Source organism: uncultured Senegalimassilia sp., assembly GCF_934632265.1.
GTDB lineage: Bacteria > Actinomycetota > Coriobacteriia > Coriobacteriales > Eggerthellaceae > Senegalimassilia.
In genome coordinates, this window is the sequence record NZ_CAKTYH010000132.1 from 1 (window position 1) to 4,864 (window position 4,864).

Here is a 4,864-nt window from a genome sequence, read left to right on the forward strand (position 1 = left end):
ACCTGTTCGCCGGAACGGTTCGTTCGAACTTGCTGATGTCGCGCCCTCAGGCGACCGACGAAGAGCTTTGGGACGTTTTGCGGCGCTGCCGCATCGATGGCTTCGTTCGTGCATCCGGCGGGCTTGATGCCCCCGTGTCCGAGCAGGGCGGAAACTTCTCCGGCGGCCAGCGCCAGCGTTTGGCCCTTGCCCGGGCGCTTTTGCACGATACCCCCATCTACATCTTCGACGAGGCCACTTCCAATGTGGATGCCGATAGCGAGCAGGCCATCATCGACGTTATCCATGAGCTGGCGCAAAGCCGCACCGTCATCATGATCTCCCATCGCTTGGCATCCGTCGCCAATGCTGATCGCATCTTCGTGTTGGCGGATGGTCGCGTTGCCGAAAGCGGGCCGCATGAGCAGCTTTGCCGCGTCGATGGCGCGTACGCGAAGCTGTGGGGTCGGCAGATGGAGCTCGAGTCGTTCGCATCGCAGGCCGAGCAGCGCACGGTAGACGTCGCCGCGGGCGACGAAGCCGAACGTCACGCGCCCGATGCCCCGACCGTTAGCGGCGCCAGTGCGCCCCAGGCGCGCCGGCGGTCGAACCTTTCGATCATGTGCCGTATGGTCAAGCTGGTCGGACCGCTTGTCCCGGTGATGATCGCGGCAGTGGTGCTGGGCGTGGTGGGCTTCCTGTGCGCCATCTTCCTTACGGTTGGCGCGGCTTTGGTGCTCACGGGAATCGTCGGTTTCAGCCCGGCGCTTGCATTGGGCGCGGGCATCGCGATGGTCGTCGCCTGCGGCCTTTTGCGCGGTCCTTTGCATTACGGCGAGCAGATGTGCAACCACTACCTGGCGTTTCGTATTCTGGCGCTTGTCCGTGACCGCGTGTTCGGCAAGCTGCGCACGCTTGCCCCGGCGAAGCTCGAAGGTCGCAGCAAGGGCGACCTGGTGTCGCTTGTGACCTCGGACGTCGAGCTGCTCGAGGTGTTCTACGCGCATACCCTCTCGCCGGTGCTCATCGCCGTGCTGGTGTGCGTCGTCATGATCGCCTTCATCGGCAGCATCTGCTGGCAGCTTGCGATCGCCGCGCTTGTCGCATATGAGCTGGTCGGCATCGCGGCGCCCTGGGCGGCGTCGCGTGCGGCAGGCGATGGCGGCAGGGAGCTGCGCGATGCGCTCGGCGGCATGAACTCGTTTGTGCTCGATAGTTTGCGGGGCTTGCGAGAGACGCTGCAGTTCGGGCAAGCCGACGATCGCGCCGAGCAGCTTGATTCGCGCATGGAATCGCTGTCGAAGGTCGAAGACCGTCTGAAAAGCCGCGCTGCCCGCAGCATGGCTGCTACGAACGGGTTGGTGCTGGGGCTTGACGTGGCCATGATTGCGTTTGCTGCAACGCTGTGCGCGCAGGGCATTATCGATGCCGGGCAGGCGTTCTTGTGCGTGGCCGCCCTCATGTCGTCGTTCGGGCCGGTGATAGCCGTTGCGAACCTGGGATCGGGCTTGCAGCAGACGCTTGCAAGCGGCGCGCGCGTGCTCGACCTGCTTGATGAGCAGCCGCAAACCGAGGACATCGTCGATGGCTGCGACCTGCGAGCTTTCTCGGGCGCCTGCGCCGAGCATGTCGACTTCTCCTACGGCGACAGCCCGGTTCTGCAGGATGTGTCGCTAGATGTGGCTCCTGGCTCGATCGTGCATTTGGCAGGTAAGAGCGGATCGGGGAAATCGACGCTTTGCAAGCTGTTCATGCGCTTTTGGGATCCGGACAACGGCTGCATACGCATATCCGGGCAGGATATCCGACGTGCGAACACGGAAAGCTTGCGCGGTATCGAGGGCTACATGACGCAGGAGACGCACCTGTTCTCCGGCACGGTGGGGGATAACATCACGCTCGCCAAGCCCGATGCCACCCCCGATGAGCTTGCGGCTGCTTGCCGTAAGGCCGCGTTGACCGGCTTGATCGAGCGCCTGCCGCAAGGCCTGGACACGCCCGTGGGCAAATTGGGCGACACGCTCTCGGGTGGCGAGCGTCAGCGCATCGGCCTTGCGCGCATGTTCTTGCACGATGCTCCGTTCGTGCTGCTCGACGAGCCTACGAGCAATCTGGACAGCCTCAACGAGGCGGCGGTTTTGCGGGCGCTGCTCGACGCTCGAAAGGGGAAGACGGTGGTACTGGTGAGCCATCGTGCTTCCACTGCGGCTATCTGCGACGCCTCCTACACTGTGGAGCGCGGAAGGCTGTCGTAGCCCATCGCTTGCGAGGCGCATAAAGAAAGAAGGGCCGCAGCTGCGAGCTGCGGCCCAAAGCAAGGACTGCTCACATAAAGGCTACGCCGTTGTGTGCTGACCTCGGAACTCGTTCCGGGGCCAGCACCTTCGGTTCGGCGAGGGGCTTTCGTTATTCCCAGCCCGCTTCCAGCAACGTTTCGCCGTCAAGCGATTTCAGGGTGAACGCGTCGTTCTCATAGACGGCATAGCTTGCGCTGTCGTCCTTGGGGATGGAGGTGCTTCCCGGGTTCACGAACATCACGCCGTCGACAAGCTCGAGGCGTTTGACGTGCGTGTGGCCCGTCAGCAACGCGCTTCCCTTGGGTAGCGCGGGCGGTTGGTCGGGCGAGTTGCCGGCAAGGTGGCCATGGCTCAGATGCAGCAGATGGCCATCGGCCCACACCTGGCAAAAGTCGCTTAAGCAGGGGAAGTCGAGCACCATCTGGTCGACTTCCGCGTCGCAATTGCCGCGGACGGCGATGATGCGGTCGGCAATGCCGTTGAGGGCGGCGAGCACCTCTTTGGGCGCGTAGCCTTCGGGCAGGTCGTTGCGCGGGCCGTGATAGAGCAGGTCGCCGAGCAGCAGCACGCGGTCGGGCGTTTCCTGGTCGATGCGCTGCATCAATGTTTGGACGGCGGGTGCCGCGCCATGTAGGTCGGATGCGATGACGAACTTCACTGATCATTCCTTTCGATAGGTGGCAGGTCGGCGCAGTAGCCTCGTGCCAGGATGTGCTTTTCGCTGTTGGGGAACAGGTAGCGGTACAGCTCCATGAAGTACCGGTCGGTCATGGACGCCATATAGTCGACCACCACCTGATCGGGGTCGGTATGCGCAAGGTAATCCTCCACGGTGATGCTGCGCGACCTCGCCGCTAGCTGCTTGGCGTGGTGCGATACGACCGGTGACCGTTCGTCACCGGTTTGCAGGTCGGTCAAAAGCCTGTCGTACATGTCCTCGAACATCTCGCCGACGGCGTTGCCGCTTCCGGCGCGCCATCCCTCGCAATCGTAGATGAGCTCGTAGTTCTGCTGTTTTGCGCGCTTGACGTCGTCGAAAACCTGGCGGCTCATGCGGATATCGTCCTGCCCGAAGCTGTGGTTGACCACGTCGACGGTGATGTTGTTGATAATCCGGGCGTTATCGCGCCCGATGACGTCGGTTTCGAACCCGTCAAGGGAGGGAAGCACGCCCATGGCCATGGCATCGTCGCGGTCTTTGCCCAGGTAGGCGATCATATCGGCCAGGCGCACCACGCAGCCTTCGAGCGTGGAGGGACGCAGGCGCCTGATGGCTGACTCGTCGATCGCGCATTCGTTCACCAGCTCGTCGAGCTGCTGAAACGTTTCGGTTTCGCCTTGGCGAAGCACCTGCTGGGCGAACTCGCCGTTATGGCACAGCGCCCCGTCGAGCACCTGCAGGCTGATGTTGCGCGGGTAGAGCCGGTCCATCACCCTCACGGAATGCACGTTATGGTGAAAGCTGCGCCCCGTTCGGCTTTGCAGGCACTTCGACAGGAACTTCTCCCCGGCATGCCCGAACGGCGTGTGCCCCAGGTCGTGGCCGAGCGCGATGGCCTCGATGAGCTGGCAGTTCAGTCCCAGCAGCCGGCCGATGTTGCGCGCGATGCGCCCCACCAGCTGCACATGCAGCCCTCGACGGCAGATATCGTCGTTCTCTACCAAGCTGAACACCTGCGTTTTGCCCGCATAGCGGTTGTAAGCGGGGATGTTCATGATCTTATCGATATCGCGCGAGAACGCCGGGCGCGCCAGCGTGGCCGCATCATGGGGGTTGTCCTCGCGCCGGAGCACGCGTTCGTCAGGGAAGCTGTGCGGATGCATGCGCCCGGAGCGCAGATTCTCGGCTATGGCCTGTTCCACATCGGGGTTAAGTTGCAGGTATGCGGGTTCGCTCACGGCGCTTCCTTTCCGCATGTCGAGATGTTACGGGCTTATTGTAACGCACGCCCTGCCCGTACGGGAACATAGGTTCTATGCGGTATACTTCTGCGGAAAAGGAAAACGGCTTCGCGTTCGCGAGGCCGTCATCAGGCACACGGGCGCAAGGCGGGGGTTCGGTCACATCCATGGCGATCAGCGAGGAGGCTATCCAAAAGGTGCGCGAGGCCAGCGATTTGGGGGCCATCATGGGCGAGACGGGCCCGGTGAAGCAGCGCGGCCGCGACTTCTGGCTGTGCTGCCCGTTCCACAACGAGAAGACCCCGTCGTGCAAGATAGACCCGGCGCTGCAGCTGTGGCATTGCTTCGGTTGCGGGGAAGGCGGCGACGTGTTCGCCTTCATCATGAAGTCCCAGGACCTGTCGTTTCCCGAGGCAGTGCGCTATCTGGCTGAGCGGGCCCATATCGACATCGCCGACGACCAGGCAAAACGCGGTCCCGGCATGGGGCAGGGCGCCAAGGCGCGGCTGCGCGCGGTGTGTGCGGAGGCGGCGGAGTTCTTCCATATGCAGCTCATGCGCAGCAAAAGCCCTCAGGCCGGCGCCGCGCGCGCCTACCTTTCGCAGCGCGGCCTTGGCGGCGATATCCCGAAAGCCTGGATGCTCGGCTTCGCGCCCGGCCAAGGCGCGCTGGTGCGTCACCTGGCC

General features: G+C 63.5%; 4 protein-coding genes. 2 read left to right on the top strand and 2 right to left on the bottom strand.

Features of this window, described 5'->3' with window-relative positions; translation table 11 throughout:
• On the top strand, positions 1–2,234 hold a 2,234-nt coding region (cydC, locus tag Q0H50_RS08375), incomplete at its 5' end, for a thiol reductant ABC exporter subunit CydC (RefSeq protein WP_294421360.1).
• Between the two features lie 151 nt (positions 2,235–2,385).
• Here the strand turns inward: cydC and yfcE are convergent.
• Both yfcE and Q0H50_RS08385 read right to left on the bottom strand, forming a co-directional pair.
• Positions 2,386–2,934: a phosphodiesterase gene (gene yfcE / locus Q0H50_RS08380; protein WP_294421363.1), complete on the bottom strand. Its 549-nt coding sequence runs from the start codon at positions 2,932–2,934 to the stop codon at positions 2,386–2,388.
• Positions 2,931–4,175, bottom strand: a complete 1,245-nt coding sequence (locus Q0H50_RS08385) for an HD domain-containing protein (RefSeq protein ID WP_294421366.1) — start codon at positions 4,173–4,175, stop codon at positions 2,931–2,933. Before Q0H50_RS08385 ends, yfcE begins: the two co-directional genes overlap by 4 nt.
• 170 nt (positions 4,176–4,345) lie before the next feature.
• On the opposite strand from Q0H50_RS08385, the gene Q0H50_RS08390 reads away from it, so the two are divergent.
• Positions 4,346–4,864: CHC2 zinc finger domain-containing protein (locus Q0H50_RS08390; RefSeq protein WP_294421369.1), on the top strand; the 519-nt coding region annotated here is incomplete at its 3' end.